Here is a 16,098-nt window from a genome sequence, read left to right on the forward strand (position 1 = left end):
AGCTACTAGTGACTTATCGTATTTTTATATTCAGAACAATCAATCAGCTTCCACTTACACGTACACGTTTTATAAATAGAGACGAAATGAAACCAATGAAAGAGATTGCTGAAATAAAATAGAAGGTATACTTGATACCGGCAGCTAGGAATTCAGTTGGTGATGAGTCAGGAAAGTTCTCAATATAGCCTTTTTGACCACTAGTCATCAATGTTATCGCAAGTGCTGTTCCTGTTGCACCCGCAATTTGTTGTAATGTGTTCATGACTGCTGATCCGTCTCCATATAGGTTACGAGGCAATTGATTTAAGCCATTTGTTTGTGCTGGCATAATAATCATTGAGATTCCCATAAATAAAATCATGTTCGCCAAAATAATTTGCCAAATTGGTGTGTCAGCAGAGATTGTCACAGCAAATATTATACTGCCTGTTAGTGTCAATAAATAGCCAAATGGTAAAAACTTCTTCGCACCAAATTGGTCAAATAATTTCCCTACAATTGGTGACAGTAAAGCATTTAATAAACTACCAGGTAATAATACAAGACCTGCTAACGCTGCACTTAATAACAGTGTACCTTTTAAATAAATTGGTAATAAAATAGCAGTTGATAAAACAATTAACATTCCACTAAACAATAACATTGTGCCTAGTGTAAACATAGGGTATTTAAAAACTCGTAAATTAATCATAGGTTGTTCCATCTTTAATTGACGAAGGATAAATAAAACAAGTGCAATAAACCCTATAAAGAATGGTATATATACTTGTGTAGACCAAAATGATTTTTCAGCAATCGAACTAAGACTATAAATTAATCCACCGAAACCAATAGTCGAAAGACAAATTGAAAGTACATCAATTGACGGTTTCGTAATACGAGATACATTGTCAATATTTTTCAATCCAAAACCAATAAGCCCCGCATAAAGAACTAAACTAATCCAAAAGATAAATGTCCAATCCAATGTATCAACAATTACCCCCGCTACTGTCGGGCCAATTGCAGGCGCTGTAGTAATCACAAGTCCCATTAAACCCATTACAGCGCCACGTTTATGAATTGGGAAAATCAATAAAATGACATTCATCATTAAAGGTAATAAAATACCGGTACCAATTGCTTGAATCAAACGACCAATCAATAACAAAGTAAAGTTTGGTGCTAATGCTGCTAAAATGGTCCCAATAATAGAAAAAATTAAAGAGCTAACAACTAATTGCTTAGTTGTAAACCATTGAATTAGAAGTACAGATACAGGTACTAGAATACCTAATGTCAATAAATAACCTGTTGTTAACCATTGTGCTGTTGCTGTTAATATAGAGAAGTCCTCCATAATATTCGTGAGTGCCATATTTAATGCTGTCTCACTAAACAAACCGATAAAAGCACCAAACATTAATACAAATGCCATTGCTTTTGGATTTCTTACTTGTTCCATTTGTGTAGATGTTGTCAAAATAAACATCCTTTCAATTATAATTAATAGACCAGTCTATATAAAATTGATAAATAAAAGCTTCCTTACTTTTTCAGTAATAATGGAAGCATTTGTCCTACCCGATTTAGTGGTCCACCATATTTTTGTGTTAAAGATAGTGTTACCCCACCCTCAATAAGGGCATTTAATGTCGTACTAATATTTGTTGCTTGTTCATCACTGTATCCATTTGCCAACAACTTCTCTTTATATAAATTTTCCCAATATAGAAATGTATCTTCACAAACCATACGCATGTTTTCATTTACTAATGCTGTTTCAGATGCAATGAGACCGAAAGGCACAATTGTTAAGCTATCCTCATCTTCTATATTATCAAAACGTTTTGCAATAACGTCAATATGATGTTGGAAAGCTTCAAGAGGATCTTCAATTGTATTAAGATGATCTTTAATTTCAGCTGCAATACGAGAAGCAGATATTTGAATTGCTTCAATAGCTAATTGTTCTTTACCATTTGGAAAGTGGTGATATAAAGAACCTTTAGGAGCACCTGATTCTTTAATGATCTGATTTAAACCCGTTGCATGAAAGCCATTTAAATGGAATAGTCGAGTAGCTGCTTTTAAAATTCGTTCACGTGATTGATTTTTATTAGTCATAGAATCACCTCTAAATAAAAATTATAACGATTGGTCTACTTAATGAATTTAATAGAAAGAAGAACGAAAGTCAATATATAGTTTTGTAGGTTGCGTAGCAAGTATGATTTTAAAATTAAATTGTTAGTTACATAATATTGCTGTAAATCTTATAGAAATCACTTAAAATAATTAATACATGACAAGGAAAGTTAAGCAGTAATTTTTTAAAATAGTAATAATTAGCGTCTAACGTTTAAAAAGCTCACTGAAGCATTGATGTATTGGTAATTTCAAAGGATAATATACATCATCAAACGATTCATATTTATTAAAATGAGGTGAAAGTATGAAAACAAACATGTATTTAAACAATGAGAGATTAATTGCAGGAATAACCTTAAAAGATGAAACTGAACTTGAAAGCAACAACATGGCTCTTCATGCATGTGTAAACCAAGATTATGTGATGGAGAATCGTAGAAAATTAGCCGCTTCGTTGAATTGTGAGGTTGAAACTTTTGTCTGCGCCAGTCAAACACATAGTTCGAATTTGCATAAGGTAACACTTGCTGATAAAGGCCGTGGTGCAGATTGTACTGATACCGCTATCACGGATACAGACGCTCTGTATACTTATGAACCGAATCTATTATTATGTTCCTTTACTGCAGATTGTGTACCTGTGATTTTTTATAATGAAGTAACTGGTATAATCGGGGTCATTCACTCCGGATGGCAAGGTACAGTAAAAGAAATAACATTAAACGTTTTTAATCATTTAATACAAATCGAAAACTGTAATCCTAATGATTTGCATATTCATATTGGTATGGCTCTTAGCCAAGAAAAATTTGAAGTTGATGCTGATGTAAATGTAAAATTCAAAAACCTAGGCTACGCAGATGATTTTATCTATTTTAATGATAAAACTCACAAGTATCATATTGATAATCAGCAAACAGTGAAAAAACAATGTGAACTTGCTGGAATCCCGGCTGATCGAATTACAATTGATCAGACATGCACTTTTATGAGCCCCGAAGGATTCTCCTATCGTCAGGATAAACAAGCTGGCAGACATATAAGTTTTATAATGAAAAAGGACAATTAAAAAAGATAAATAATGCCGGCTCAAATTTATTACTTTAAGCCGGCTTCTTACTTTAAACTATAATATTTATCTCAAACTGAGAAATCTTATATTTCTACTTTTTTGAAATATTGATAAACTTTTTCTAATTTTTTTGTTTGTCTTCCATTTGGACTTTCCATATTCCCAAATTCGAAAAACTTCACTTTTTTGATCCCCACAAAATTAAATAACGCTTTTTTCATCAATACTTTATGTGCATTATTCAACCATAAAAGTGGATACTTTGCAGGTCCCTTCATCGTAGAAATGCAGACAACAGACTTACCCTTCAAAAGCCCCTCTGGGAACAGTCCCTTTTTATCCCTGTAGGCGAAGTTCGCTGCAAATAATTGATCAATGTATCCCATAAGCATTGCTGGTGGTCTCCCCCACCAGATTGGATAGACAAAGACAATTTTGTCTGCCCAAGTAATTTGATCACGGTATTTTTCTAAAGATGGATCACGATACATATCACGTCTTCTTTTATTCTCATGAAATACTAAAAGTGGATCAAAACCTTCTTCATATAAATCTAATATCTGTAATTCTTTGATGTTAGGATTCTCTTTACTTCCTTTAATGACTTCTTGTAAAAATGCATAGTTTAAGCTTTTATGATTTGGATATGTATAAATTACCAATGTTTTCATATTGCACCTCTTCACTTATCATTTGATAACTAAAATATACAGTTGTTTCATTTTGTTGTCAAATGATAATTGTAATATGATAATATTTTTGTTATCTTCACAGTAAGAGGTGAAATTTATGGACAAAAATGCTCTGTTTAATAAATGGGTTTCATTTACAACTTCTGTTCATAGTGTGACACATGAATTAACAAAAGGTGCTAAATCTGACTCCATCACGCCAGTGCAATATAACATTTTAGAATCTATTACAGTAAGTCAAAAGCCTGTTACCCCTAGTGAAATTAGTGATTGCCAACATTTATCTATGCCAAATACAAGTCGAGAACTTAAAAAGTTAAGTGAAAAAAATCTAATCGAAAAGTTAAGTGATACAAAAGATCGACGGAAACAATATATTCGTCTTTCAAAAGATGGAGAAGCTATGATGAACGAGACATTTAAGTTAGTTGAATCTCGCTTCCTAAATCGCATAATACATGCTTCTGAAGAAGATTTAGAGGATATTGATCGTGCATTAGACATTCTTCAGTCAAAACTGTTTTACTAACTGTAATAAAAAAATTTAGCTCCTCAATAAAAAGTTGGTCGTTAACTGCTGATCAACTTTTTATTGAGGAGCTATTTTAATAAGAACCCATGTAGATAAACGCTTTACCAAAACTACATTTCAGTGTGGTGAACTTGATTCTAGTATGGTTGAATTTTTCATTATAAATCTATAAAATGTGTAGCACGATTTCGACCATTTTCTTTAGAAACATACAGAGCTTGATCTGCCTTTTTCACGATAGAAGCTTCTGTATCATCCTCGGTAAAAGTGTCTATCCCGACACTTACTGTTAGATTCCCTGTCTCTGTCCATTCAGCTAATTCAATTGCTCTATTTAACTTCTGAGCAATTAATATTGCTTCGTCAACATCAGTATTTGGAAGAATTATTGTAAATTCTTCGCCTCCAAATCGAGCAACAATATCATCTGATCGCACCTGATTTTTTAGAATATTAGCCAATTTCACAAGTACGATATCTCCAATTTGATGACCATATGTATCATTCACTTTTTTAAAATGATCTATATCAATAATAAGTAAAGAAAATGGTTTTTCTTCTTTACGGTATATCACAATTTGCTCTTCTAGTTTTTCTTGAAAGAATCTTCTGTTGGGAATGCCAGTCAGCTTATCAGTATTCGATATTTGGACTAAACCCGAATTGATTTCCATTAGCTCAATTTGTTTCTTTTCAATTTCAATATAAATTTGTTCTAGCTTTGCTAGAGCTCGATTTTTTTCTAAATAAGCCTCTTCCATTTGTTTTTTAGTCGTGCGCAACTCTAATTCGTAGTCAATTCGCTTCTTCATTTGAACTAAAATACAGTCTATCACTTCTATGTCATCCTGCTCAAATCGTCTAGCATTCATTAAATAAGGAACGGACTCACCAGTCTGGCTTGTGAAGTTAATGAACAGTTCTTCTACATGCCCATGTAAATTAATATTAGGATAAAAATAAGAATGAAAAATCAGTTTATTGGCCATCGTCAATAACGACTCAATATGTTTCCCTACTAAATTTTCTTGTTTAAAGCCCATCCATTCAAGAAAGGTATTATTGACCTCTATTATATATCCATTGTGGTCAAAAGATATAAATCCGCAAGGTGCCTCCCTTAATCGTACATCCATAATTGAACTCCCTTACATAAATTATTTCATTAGATAATCTACTATTATTTTAGTTGTTTCTACAGGCTGACTTATATGTGGATAGTGCCCTCTAGCTTCTATAATTTGAAGCGTACTATTTTCTATACGCTTATTTAAATACTGCCCTACTTCAATTGGAACAATGCTATCATTCGAGCATTGAATAATAAGTGTTGGTACTTTTAAGAATGGTACTCTTTCTCGAAAATCTGAATAGAATGTTACTTCCGCAAACTCTCTTGCAACACGTGGGTTCGTTGAGACAAAGCTATTCTCTAGTTCATGAGTTAGCTTAGGATCTTTAGTTTGGTCCATAGCAAGTGGCGCCATATAACTAGCCCACCCTGCAAAATTCATCTCCATCATAGTAAGTAATTCTTTAATGTCATTTTGTTCAAAGCCACCATTATAACCATCTGTATCATTTAAATAACAAGGGGATGGCCCAATCATTACTAACTTATCGAAATAATCCGGTCGCTCAATCGCTGCCAGCATACCAATCATCGAACTAATAGAATGGCCGATGAACAGTATATTTTGAAGGTCCATTTCTTCAATTATATCTAATACATCCTGCTTATAGCCTTGAAGCGTACTGTATTTTTCGGATTGGTACGCTGTAATATCTGAATTTCCTGACCCTATATAGTCAAATAAAACTACACGATAATTCTCTGCAAATTTAGGCGCAATATATTGCCACATGCTCTGATCACAGCCAAATCCATGGGCAAAAATAATCGTTTGCTCCCCTTGCCCCATTATCTTCACATTATTTCGAGTCATCACATCATTCATGTAACATGCCTCCTCTTCCTAATTATTTTCACTATATTCATTTTGAATGATTACACTTTAAAAATCTAGTATAAATTTACTATCAAAATACCAAATAACTGATGATGTTTTTTATATCTCCTATTCTCTTTCCTGTTGATATAAATAAAACTGCCCTACCATTAACTATCAAGTCCTAAATTGAAACCATATAATTAAAAGGACGTTACATATTTATATAACAGATATGTAACGCCCCTCCCTTTTTATTAAACTAACGCTTCAGTTCTATCATTCAACATGGCAAAACCACCCCGCAAAAAGCCCCGTAGAGTAAAAGCGAGTTACGCCCTCGAATTCAGATTCTCCAATTAACTCCCTATTTATAGTTTAGTCTATTAATAATTGGCTAGACGTTTTTTTTTAACCTTATCTTTCGTGGTTAAAACATATAAGTAGCGCTTGAAATCATTATAAATATTAATATTAAAATTTGTAGCATAAATACCAAATTCGATTTCCCACGTTTACGCTTCACCTGTTGAATTTGGCCGTTTGAAACTTCTTTATATTGTTCTTCTAACATTTCACTTCTACTATTCTTCTTTTTACTTTCACTTAAGGAATTAAACCAGTTTATAAACTTTTTATATTCACTAATCACTTTTTTTGCTTCATCGAACATTTTTATTTGTCCAAAATGAATCCACATCACTCTATCACAAAATGCTTCTATTTGGGACAATGAGTGACTTACAAAAATAATCGTTTTTCCTTGGCTTTTAAATTCATTTATCTTATCCAGACACTTCTTGTAGAATGTTTGATCTCCCACAGATAAGGCTTCATCTATAATTAAAATATCAGGATTAGTATGAATTGATATTGCAAAACCTAAACGAGATTTCATGCCACTTGAATAGTTTTTTACAGGTTGGTTAATAAACTTCCCTATATCTGCAAAATCTATAATAGCTGATTTTAATTGATTAATTTCAGCGCTACTTAAACCGTGCATCAAACATTTTAGCTTAATGTTTTCTAAACCTGTTAACGAATTATTTAATCCTACAGAAATAGCAATTAGTGATGTTTCTCCATTTATTTCGACCTTACCTAAACTTGGAGGTATTACTTGCGCTAATAAATTTGAAAGAGTAGATTTGCCAGAACCATTTAAACCAATAAGACCAATTGCTTCTCCTTCATTCACTTCAAAACTAATATTTCTAAGAGCGAAAAAATGATCTCTATTTTTTTTAAGAGATACGATATCAAATAGTTTTTCAGATTGCTTACTATATAAACTGAAACCTTTTGATACATTCATAAATCGAATTTTCGGATTCATTTCTTTTCCTCCGACTATAGGTAGTCAACAAATCTATCACGAAATTTTAAATGTATATAAGAACCAATTGTAAGTATTAGAATAGTTATACTCCAGAAATAAAAGGTATACGGAATATCCTCAAAAAACCATCCCCCTCCTAAGAGAGAGTACCTAAACCCTTCAATAATATAAAATAAAGGATTCAATTTCAAAATACTGACTAACAATTCTGGGAAGTTATGAACATTCCACACGATTGGTAAGAAAAACATCATTAACCGAACAATTGATTGTATTATTATCTGAATATCTCGAATAATAGTTGTAAGTGTTGATAAAAGCAGTGTCAATGCAAACAGAAATAAATACAGGCAAACTAAATAATATAGTATTTGTATTAAATATATTCCAGAGAAAATACCATATCCTAGAGTAATCCCAAAAGTTAGAATAATCATAGGTAGAAATGATATTGAATTACCAACGATTATAATAGTAGGTAGAACGCTTACGGGAAAGTTCATTTTAGCTACTAAATTTACTTTTGCGTATACACTATTTGAAGCTTGTGTAATTGTCCTACTGATATATAACCACGGTACTAACCCTATAATCAGCCATAGGAAAAACGGGGTTCCCTCAACAGGAGAACCCTTTCTTATTCCTAAACCAAAAATGAGCCAATAAACACCAATTTGAATGAATGGATTTAATATTTGCCATAAAGCACCCAAATAGTGCATTGCATACTTACCTTTTTCTTCATATATACTTAATCGAAATATCAAATTAAGATGTGAAAATTGTTCTTTTAAAATCTGCCAAACAAAATTCATACAGCAGTAGCTTTCTTTTTAGTATAGTTATAAAGGTTTCCATAATTAATATATTCAACATAATTCGGAACACGTTTCACTACATTTTTTGTATCAAAAATCCTTATATTTGACATAGTAGAAAAATCAGGATCTCCAAATTCCTTAAACTCATCATGATCTGATAATACAACGATGAGGTCAGAGTCTTTTACAGCTTGCTCTAAATCTTGTAAAACCCAATCTAATTTAACGTGTGGATCATAAGCTCGCACTTCATAATTATGCTCTGCTTGTAATTGTTTGAACACTTCAATAGCTGGACTTTCACGAATGTCATCCACATTCCCTTTATATGTGAGACCTAAAATAGTAACTACTTTTCCTTCGACATTTTTCATTAGTTTATTGATATTCTCTACTACAAAATGAGGCATAGAGGTATTAATCGTACGAGATAACTTTATTAACTGAGCAATTTCTGGTGCCTTTGCAACGATAAAGTATGGATCGACAGCTAAGCAGTGACCCCCTACACCTGGGCCTGGTGTATGTATATTGACACGTGGATGTTTATTGGCCATTTCGATAACATCTAATACATTTATCTCTAATCGATGACATACATTCGCCAATTCATTTGCAAGTGCTATATTCACATCTCTAAATGTATTTTCCATCAGCTTAGACATCTCCGCTGTTCTTGCATCCGTTTTAATAATTTCACCTTTTACAAAAGTACTATAAACGATAGCCCCTGCTTCTTCACATGCAGGAGTAATTCCACCAACTATCCTATTATTAAACACTAACTCATGGAAAATCTGCCCTGGTAGTACTCTTTCAGGACAGTGTACAAGGAAAATGTCTTTTCCAACAACAAAGCCTGCTTGATCTACTAACGGTTTGATCACATCATCCATACTACGAGGAGCAATAGTCGATTCAACAATTATTATATTACCTTTTTTTATATAGGGTAATATAGATTTTATTGCATTAATAACATAGGTTAAATCACAAGATCTATATAGGTCCTGATTATTAGGTGTAGGAACAGCAATAATAAACACATCAGCCGGTTCTGGAGTAATTGACGCTCTAAAAGTACCCATTGCAATGACTTCATCAAGTGATGCTTGTAATCCAGGCTCTTCTATATGAATTTCACCATTATTCAGTGCATCTATTACGTCCTTCTTCACATCTACTCCTACTACTTCTACATTGTGTTTTGCAAACATGATAGATGTCGGCAAACCGATATACCCTAGGCCAATAGTGCATAATTTCATCATTATTTCCCTCCAATATTCATGGTAGTAAGTTCAATAGATTGATGATGTACCAATTGCAAAATAGTGACAAGTGACATTGAAATTCCTCTATTCGTATTCGCTATTTGCGAAGTAAAAGTTATCTTTTACATCTCACTTCCTTTCAAAATAATTTCAACATCTCAATTCATACTAGAAAAATATTTTATAATCTGTTTATATTTTCTTTTCTCATATAGAGCAGCAAATTTTTCTATATCCACGGATTTTTGAATTATATACTCTTTATACAATGAATATATCTTGTAGAGCGTATCAATAGCCTCTTGTTGTTCCTCATGCTTAATTTTTTTAATTCTAATGAGATACCAATTTCTAAAGTAGAAGTTAAATCTTCTTTCCATATATAAATCCAACAGGTCATTTTTTATCAAAAACGGTAGTCTTTCTTTCTCTAATGTATAATACTTTTCAAAAAACGCTTTCGTTACCGTATTCGTGACAGATCCAGACACAGCTGCATAGTAAATATGTATATCCTTATCAATCACAGCCCCTTTACTTGAATGCAACAGTAATTCTTGGAAGAATAACGTATCTTGTCCACCTGCATTTTCAACCATTCTCAAATTGTTATCGATGATGATTTCCCTTTTCACTACTAATGCCTGAATACTTTGTGTCCTTAAATCGGTATCCATTAATAGTTTTTTGGGATCATTAATAATGTCGCTACGACAAGCATTAATTACAGTTTCAAAATATTTAAAATTACCAATTTTAGAATTATTTAGCTTAATCATATTTCCTATGGCTATATCTATTTCAGTATTATTTTTTAATATATTTAACAATTTGTCATAACCATCATTAACAGCTTCATTGTCTGGATCTAAATACGTCACATATTCGGTAGTGGCAAGTTCTGCTCCCTTATTTCTAGCTCTAGAAGCACTCCCACTTCCTCCTTCACGATAGAAATAGGTTACGACGTTAGGATGTTCCCTAGCTATTCTATTTATTGTAGCGATCGTCTCTTTTTTTGAAGAACCATCATCTATAATGATGATCTCCATCATTTCGAAAATACTACTTCTTTTAAGACTATTAAAACACTTGTTTAACAAGTATTTTCCATTATTAAAAACAGGTACGATGACAGATAATTCATACGTTCTAACATCACTTTCTAATTGATCATTTTTAAATGCTGTATTTATTTCAAAATGATCAATACAATAGCCATTTTCTCTTATCTGTTTTTGCTTCATATTCAACAATTCATTTGCTTGAAAAGCTTCTGACCAAAATACTGTTTTATATTTATCTGTCATCTCATTTATATAAGCATGTTCAAGACCTTCGACTAGCTCGCTGCCATGATAATAACTATTTTTTGCAATATAATCAGAATTCGTATATTTAAATCCATTTATCATATCTTCTAGGTAATACTCTTGATAATTGTATTTTGAATTAAAAAAAGCGATAAAATCATAATCTTTTTTTACTTTTTCATCAAAGTCAGCTTCAGTTATTAAATGCTTTTCTACATACGTTTGATTTTCAAAATCTCGTATAACATCATCACTCATTAAATTAGCAACAACCAGTACTTTCTTAGAATATAGTTGCCTGTTAAAACCAATACAGTCTAATAGATAATTAAATCTTTCAAACGTAGTATGAGAAGACATGACATTTCTAATGCCCACCACTTGATGTTTATACACTTCTTCATTAGTAAACCCATTCAGAATATCTTTTAACTCGTTCCGGTCATTCACTAGAAATACGTTTGGAAACTTATCATTTACCCCTACACTATAATTAGAGATAATAATATTTCCTATTGCTTGTAGTTCGTAAATTCTATTCGCAAACATTGTTTCACTAAATTTAATTGAATTTAAGTTGATAGACCAATCATATAATTTATGAACTTTTTGAAGATATTCATGTTCTATAGCTGGTGAACTATATTGTAAATACTTTGATGGAAAGAAGTAGTTAGGCTTATTTAGTTGAAAATTTCTATCGACTATTTTTAATCTTCTATTAGCCTTGATTACTCCATCAAATATTTCAATTGTTTCCTTTTGTCTTTCTGGATATTTGTTAAGCCATGATCCCGCAAAGAAAACATCACTACTTTTTTGAATATTTTTTATCCCAATTGGATTATGATAAAGTGGATTCACACCAAACTCTAATACAAAGATGTTGTTATGACGACAGTCTTTTTGATAACTTTCAATCTTCTCTACTGCTGTAGTAAATACATACTCACATTTTCTTGCTAATCCTATGAATGCTTCATAGTTAACAGGATCTTCTTTAGAGTAAAACACCGTTTGAACTTTATTCTTTTTAAAAAAATGTATTATTTTATGTGCTTCTTCTCTTTTTCGTGAAGAAGGATTCCCTAAACCTTCCCAAGCCTTATCCAAGCCCTTCCAAGTACTAACAACTAATAAAATATCTAGTTTGCTTTTATAATTTTTGTAATTAGAAAATGTGATCGGATAAAAATTTGCTACATCTTTGTAGGACTGATATAAAAACTCATCCGCTATGATTCCAACATTCACTTTATACTTTTGATAATAACGACTGCCGTTGCTATCTGGTATCATTTCAAGTAGCGGTTTTATACTTTCAAAATACTCGAAATCAGCAACTTCTTCCCTATAAGATAAATACTCTTCTTTATCCATTTTGATTGATGTATCTGTCTCGTCATTGAATAAAGAAATTGGTTCCATGGCTATATTATCAGGTAATTTGCAATTTACTAATAAGTGATTAATCTCATATTTCTCTTTTTTTATAGCATTCTCGATTAGTTCTTTTCTCGATTTGATTTGATTGATTTGCTCATCCAAATTAGCTATTTTCATTTTTCTTGCCTCGCTTAATTCTTTTCAATAATCTCCAATATGCATAAGTAACTTTTGCTAGTTTTGCATTACTGATTGCATAATGCTGGGCAGATAATTGTTTATACGACAAAAGTAACTTTTCTTCACTTTCATAAATTCTTAAAAGCTCTTCAAAAATGCTTATTTTCGACTGCTTTTCATATATTAGTCGTTTCGTTAGTTGATCCAGCTCTTCAGATGTGTCATTTGTTTTTAAATCCAAAATTAACACTCCTATTATTTTTAATGAGATATGGTTGTTTCCATCGCTAAATAACCTGATATTCTCTTTGAATAAACATTTAGGAAGCATTCTTTTTCGCTTTCCCAATTATAAATTTTACTAGCCTTTAAACTGTTTTCACTCAATTGGTTATGTAATTCCCTATCCTCTAATAGTCTATTCACTGCATCAGCAATGGCACTTGGATTATGAGAATCGATACATATTCCTGTATTTTCTCCCTCAATTACTCTTTTGATTTCAGGAAAGTCGCATGCTACTACTGGTACACCTGCCATCATATATTCAAATAATTTATTTGAAGAAGCTGAATAATGATTAAAATTTGTGTTATTTAATACTTGGAATCCGAGATAAGCGTTCTTTGTATATTTCGGTAATTCACTGAGTGGTACTTTTGGTATAAATTTTATCTTCTCTTGAAGATTCATTTCATTCACCATTTTGACTAAATCAGGTTTAATTCTACCGTCGCCAATCAATACAAGTATTCCTTCCTTAAATTTTGGAACGGCTTGTATTAATTGTTTCAAGCCCCTTCCAGCTTGTATTCCTCCCTGGTAAAGAAGTATCTTTTCATCTGCAGGTAGCTGAAGTATTTTATGAAGATTTACTCTTTCATTTAAAACTTCTGTATGCAAAAATGGATAGTTATGCACTACATTCGGATAAAATCCATATAAATCTTCATTGTATTTAGCTCTTGTATGATTTTCTACTATCATAGAATCAATTCTTTTAATAAAATGCTGCTCCACCATGCCATAAATTGGACTATCATAGCCCGTTCTACTTGTTTGTACTTCATGGGAATCATAGATAAGTGGTTTCTTTTTCAGTCGCCATTTGGAACAAATAAAGCCTTGGGGCAATGTATTTAAGTCGTTGGAATGATACAGATCATACTTTTTTTTGCTGCCCTTCATAATCATCCGACAAATTATACTCCCTCTAATAAGCACTGTTTTAACCTTTGTCTTTAAAAGAAGTAATCCCAGAAAAGTTAATGAAAGAGTTGCTAAAGGAAAAAAATAAACTGAAAACACCCAAATGAATGCCGCAACTCCTCCTGCTAATTTATACTTCAAACAAAATCTGAGACATGACTGAAGTATGGTAAAGAGAATGGGGTATCTCCGAACTCTAAAGACATTAAAGTTTTCACTTCTCTTTTCTTCAAATTTCATTTTTTTATCAGTTGGATCATGAATACAAATAAGGTCTACTTTATAGCCCTCTTCTGATAACGCGGTACATTCCCTCAGTACTCTAGCATCGTTAGTGAAATTGTTCCAAACAAACATACATACGTTTTTACTCATAATGTTAAATCCCTATCTATTTTTCTATTTAATGGCTCTATTTCTCTGAATTTATAATCACTTTCAAATAAACATGTTAGTTTTTTTATATTTTTTTCCCATAAAAAATGTTTTTTTATCAAATTCGTACTGTTATCAGCTATTTCTTGTCGTATTTCAGGATTATCTTTTAACTTCAAAATATATTCTACTATTTCAGCAGCATCTCGATTTTCAGAAACAAAGCCTGTTCGATTATTTTCTATAAGTTCTTTTGAATATCCCGAAACAGCTGCTACAACTGGCAATCCAGATGACATATAATCTATTAATTTACCTGGTAAGACTGTTTCAAATACCTCTTTATCATTTAATGCCAATACACCAACATGATGTTTTGCATTTAACTTTAAACACTCATGTCGAGTAGTAGGATTTTCGATTGTTACATTAGCCAATTTGTTATCGCTAACAAACTTGAATAGCTCATTTTTCTTTTGTCCATAGCCAACGATAGTGATCATAATATGGTTCTCGGCCAAGCGATAAACTAATTTTTTGAGAAAATCTACATCCTGAGCCAGTCCAATATTTCCTGTATAGATGACTTTAAATTGTTCATCTTTTTTGTTTACTACATTTACCTCAAATTCTCTGGCAGCATTTGGAATGAATGTGATTTTGTTGCGGTCTACTTTTGACTTTTTCACTATATAATCCATAAAACCAATGCTATTAATGACGATGTAGTTTGCTTTTCTATATAAATAAATTTCTAATATGGAAAAAAACTTAATGATCCACTTGTTATTAAAAACTCCAACCCCTTTTAATGATTCGGGCCAAAGATCTCTAATGTCTAAAATAAATTTTGATTTATACTTAATTTTCGCTATGACTCCAACAAATGCCATAAATATAGCTGGCGATGTAACGAATACTACATCATATTTTTGTTTATCAAATAAAACAAAAAATAGCATTTTTAATGAGATTTCAATATAGTGGATTAATCTATTTAACATACTAAATGCATATTTCCTATTTTTAACATGTACTCTATGAATATTCTCATGATCATTTAACGTTTCATTATTCCAGAACTTCCTATCCTCATAAAGGTGTTTGTTTGGATAAGAAGGTTCTGTAGTCAAGACAGAGACTTCATAGTCATCTAACTGTAGTAATTGAAAAATATTATTCATTCTATTTGCGTGGCTACCAATTTCAGGATGAAAATTTTGAGTGATAATCAATACTTTAGTTTTTGACAATTAGAGTATCCTCCTAAATTAGATGGTTTTATCGAAACCGTTTTTCATTACATCTGATAGCCTGTTCATTGTAACATTTATTTTTACATTATTTGTTAATGTAATGATTCTTTATCATTAACAATTTGTAAATTTTTATTAATAAACGTAAATCATCGGGGTTTATTAATAAATTCAATACATTTTAGCATTTGTTTCATATTATCCATTATCTTCACGCTTTCTTTGGAGTTTGTAATAAATAATCCATCGATTGAAAGAGTGAACATTAATCTAAAAGTTAAATAGTATTGTCATTTTATTAAATTTGTAAATGAATTGTTTATGTGTGAGCTGCAGTACGGCATACATATCATTTAAACTGGATGTACTGTTTGTCATACCTGATGATTGTAATGTAGTTTTTTTTAGCTCTCCTCAGTAAAGGAAAAATACTGGGGCTTACAAAATAAAATGCCCTCCAATAAATTTGGAGGGCATTTTAGATTATGAAATTAACTACTTAAATTAAATGACTACTTTTTTTATGTAGTGATATACTTCGCGTCATCACTTTAATTCAGTGAA

The 16,098-nt window shown here is 31.6% G+C and carries 14 protein-coding genes; 2 read left to right on the forward strand and 12 right to left on the reverse strand.

The genetic code is table 11. The features are described 5' to 3' along the window. Positions 1-43: 43 nt before the first annotated feature. Together BK137_RS08535 and BK137_RS08540 are read right to left on the reverse strand one after the other, a co-directional pair. A complete protein-coding gene (locus tag BK137_RS08535; protein ID WP_038181210.1) occupies positions 44-1,474 on the reverse strand; it encodes a DHA2 family efflux MFS transporter permease subunit in 1,431 nt (476 codons plus the stop codon). A 56-nt stretch (positions 1,475-1,530) separates the two neighbouring features. After that, positions 1,531-2,109 carry a TetR/AcrR family transcriptional regulator gene (locus BK137_RS08540; RefSeq protein WP_038181207.1) on the reverse strand — a complete coding sequence of 193 codons (579 nt, stop codon included), beginning with the start codon at positions 2,107-2,109 and terminating at the stop codon, positions 1,531-1,533. Positions 2,110-2,437: 328 nt separating this feature from the next. On the opposite strand from BK137_RS08540, the gene pgeF reads away from it, so the two are divergent. Next, the gene (pgeF, locus tag BK137_RS08545) at positions 2,438-3,202 is read left to right on the forward strand and encodes a peptidoglycan editing factor PgeF (protein ID WP_038181204.1); all 765 of its coding nucleotides are present in this window, start codon (positions 2,438-2,440) and stop codon (positions 3,200-3,202) included. A gap of 86 nt (positions 3,203-3,288) precedes the next feature. Here the strand turns inward: pgeF and BK137_RS08550 are convergent, their stop codons facing one another. Continuing rightward, positions 3,289-3,876 carry an NAD(P)H-dependent oxidoreductase gene (locus BK137_RS08550; RefSeq protein ID WP_038181199.1) on the reverse strand — a complete coding sequence of 196 codons (588 nt, stop codon included), beginning with the start codon at positions 3,874-3,876 and terminating at the stop codon, positions 3,289-3,291. 118 nt (positions 3,877-3,994) lie between these two features. Here BK137_RS08550 and BK137_RS08555 point away from each other — a divergent pair, with 118 nt between their 5' ends. Then, positions 3,995-4,426 carry a MarR family winged helix-turn-helix transcriptional regulator gene (locus tag BK137_RS08555; protein WP_038181197.1) on the forward strand — a complete coding sequence of 144 codons (432 nt, stop codon included), beginning with the start codon at positions 3,995-3,997 and terminating at the stop codon, positions 4,424-4,426. Positions 4,427-4,587: 161 nt separating this feature from the next. Here BK137_RS08555 and BK137_RS08560 read toward each other — a convergent pair whose 3' ends face one another. From BK137_RS08560 to BK137_RS08600, 9 genes are all read right to left on the reverse strand, one after another. Further along, entirely contained in the window at positions 4,588-5,565 is a 978-nt protein-coding gene (locus tag BK137_RS08560; RefSeq protein WP_038181194.1) for a sensor domain-containing diguanylate cyclase, read from the reverse strand. A 21-nt stretch (positions 5,566-5,586) separates the two neighbouring features. Next, entirely contained in the window at positions 5,587-6,387 is an 801-nt protein-coding gene (locus BK137_RS08565) for an alpha/beta fold hydrolase (RefSeq protein WP_038181191.1), read from the reverse strand. Between the two features lie 421 nt (positions 6,388-6,808). Then, positions 6,809-7,717 (reverse strand): ABC transporter ATP-binding protein, encoded by a 909-nt coding sequence (locus tag BK137_RS08570; RefSeq protein ID WP_038181189.1) that lies wholly within the window; start codon positions 7,715-7,717, stop codon positions 6,809-6,811. 14 nt (positions 7,718-7,731) lie between these two features. Further along, complete coding sequence (locus BK137_RS08575) at positions 7,732-8,535, reverse strand: ABC transporter permease (RefSeq protein WP_038181186.1); 804 nt, start codon at positions 8,533-8,535, stop codon at positions 7,732-7,734. After that, a complete protein-coding gene (locus BK137_RS08580) occupies positions 8,532-9,809 on the reverse strand; it encodes a nucleotide sugar dehydrogenase (protein WP_038182954.1) in 1,278 nt (425 codons plus the stop codon). The genes BK137_RS08575 and BK137_RS08580 overlap by 4 nt, the downstream gene beginning before the upstream one ends. 164 nt (positions 9,810-9,973) lie before the next feature. Continuing rightward, positions 9,974-12,691 carry a glycosyltransferase gene (locus BK137_RS08585; protein ID WP_038181183.1) on the reverse strand — a complete coding sequence of 906 codons (2,718 nt, stop codon included), beginning with the start codon at positions 12,689-12,691 and terminating at the stop codon, positions 9,974-9,976. Beyond that, a complete protein-coding gene (locus BK137_RS08590) occupies positions 12,678-12,935 on the reverse strand; it encodes a hypothetical protein (protein WP_038181180.1) in 258 nt (85 codons plus the stop codon). The genes BK137_RS08585 and BK137_RS08590 overlap by 14 nt, the downstream gene beginning before the upstream one ends. Positions 12,936-12,955: 20 nt before the next feature. Further along, positions 12,956-14,281 (reverse strand): glycosyltransferase, encoded by a 1,326-nt coding sequence (locus BK137_RS08595; RefSeq protein WP_164491922.1) that lies wholly within the window; start codon positions 14,279-14,281, stop codon positions 12,956-12,958. Beyond that, positions 14,275-15,531, reverse strand: a complete 1,257-nt coding sequence (locus tag BK137_RS08600) for a glycosyltransferase family 4 protein (RefSeq protein WP_038181175.1) — start codon at positions 15,529-15,531, stop codon at positions 14,275-14,277. Before BK137_RS08600 ends, BK137_RS08595 begins: the two co-directional genes overlap by 7 nt. Positions 15,532-16,098 lie beyond the last annotated feature (567 nt).

Origin of the sequence: Viridibacillus arenosi, assembly GCF_001955655.1 — a bacterium.
Classification (GTDB): domain Bacteria; phylum Bacillota; class Bacilli; order Bacillales_A; family Planococcaceae; genus Viridibacillus; species Viridibacillus arenosi.